This is a genomic window from Sphingopyxis sp. UBA6723 (genome assembly GCF_002454115.1).
In the GTDB taxonomy this organism is placed as follows: Bacteria; Pseudomonadota; Alphaproteobacteria; order Sphingomonadales; family Sphingomonadaceae; genus Sphingopyxis.
On record NZ_DKIH01000009.1, the window covers coordinates 382,211 to 382,756 of the forward strand.

The 546-nt window shown below is 67.9% G+C and carries 1 protein-coding gene (running past one end of the window); it reads left to right on the top strand.

What is annotated here, in order from left to right; genetic code table 11:
- Positions 1-546: part of a CarD family transcriptional regulator coding region (locus tag B4F07_RS07910; protein WP_422663582.1), annotated on the top strand (this coding region is incomplete at its 3' end). Its footprint begins 1,077 nt before the window's first position; the window shows 546 of its 1,623 annotated nt.

A 546-nucleotide genomic window follows, 5' to 3' on the forward strand; every position in this document is an offset into this window, starting at 1 on the left:
ACTTCGCTCGACACGAACGGGAACAAAGGGTTGAGCGAGACGGGCATCGTCGCCCTCATCGTCCTCCCCCTCGACCACGGCTTTGCCTCCGACGCGATCAGCCTGCTTACCGAGCAGGACATCCTCGGCGAGCGCCTCGTCCGCCGCCAGAAGCGCCGCAAGAGCGCCGACGCCTTCATCGCCGAACTCGCGACGCTCAGCGTCGGCGACATGGTCGTTCACCTCGACCATGGCATCGGGCGCTATGAGGGGCTGACCTCGATCCCGGTGGGCAACAGCCCGCATGATTGCGTCGCGCTGACCTATGCGGGCGGCGACAAGCTGTACGTCCCGGTCGAGAATCTCGACGTCCTCTCGCGCTACGGCGGCGAGAGCGACGGCGTCGCGCTCGACCGGCTCGGCGGCGAAGCCTGGCAGCGCCGCAAGGCGCGGATGAAGGAGCGGATCCGCGAGATTGCGGGCGAACTACTTGCGACCGCGGCACAGCGCGCATTGCGCTCGGGCGAATTGCTCGCGCAGGACGCCGCCTATCCCGCCTTCGCCGAT